This window comes from Acetobacter fallax (assembly GCF_011516735.1).
GTDB classification, from domain to species: domain Bacteria; phylum Pseudomonadota; class Alphaproteobacteria; order Acetobacterales; family Acetobacteraceae; genus Acetobacter; species Acetobacter fallax.
The window spans coordinates 1-665 of the sequence record NZ_WOSX01000151.1; the positions used below are offsets into that span (position 1 = coordinate 1).

A 665-nucleotide genomic window follows, 5' to 3' on the forward strand; every position below is an offset into this window, starting at 1 on the left:
CTGCTAGAGGGTGTTATGTACTTTCGTTTCTGAATGGTGCAGTAAAGATGGATGATTACTGCGCGCAGGCCGTATCCCTCTGATGTCAGTGATGAAGAATGGTCTCTGATTGTTCCATACCTCCTTCTGATGAAAGAGGATGCGGAACAGCGGCGTCATGATCTGAGAGAGTTGTTCAACGGTCTGCGGTATGTGATCCGTTACGGTATTGCATGGCGGGCGATGCCGAATGATCTGCCACCGTGGTCTGCGGTTTATCAGCAATCCCGGCGCTGGATGGAAGCGGGATGTTTCGAGGCTGTTGTCCACGATCTCCGGGCTGTGCTGCGGCTGGCTGCAGGAAAACAGGCTGAGCCGACAACGGCGATTATCGACAGCCGGACACTGCGTTCGACCCCTGAGAGTGGATCGCGCGCCGGGTATGATGGCGCGAAAAGAAAGAACGGATCGAAGCTGCACATGGCGGTCGATACCCTGGGGCATCTTCTGGCCCTGCACGTCACACCGGCAAACAGGGATGACCGGGCAGAAGCCGGTCCGCTCGCGCAAGCCATTCAGCAGGCGACAGACGGTAGCGTTGAACTGGCATGGGCTGACCAGGGCTATACCGGATCAAAAGCAGCCAATGCAGCAAAAGAGCACGACATCACTCTCGAAATCGTCAG

General features: G+C 56.2%; 1 protein-coding gene. It reads left to right on the forward strand.

The window, feature by feature from the left end; all coding sequences use genetic code 11:
• Window positions 1–51: 51 nt before the first annotated feature.
• Window positions 52–665: IS5 family transposase (locus tag GOB85_RS18930; RefSeq protein ID WP_173578883.1), on the forward strand; the 614-nt coding region annotated here is incomplete at its 3' end.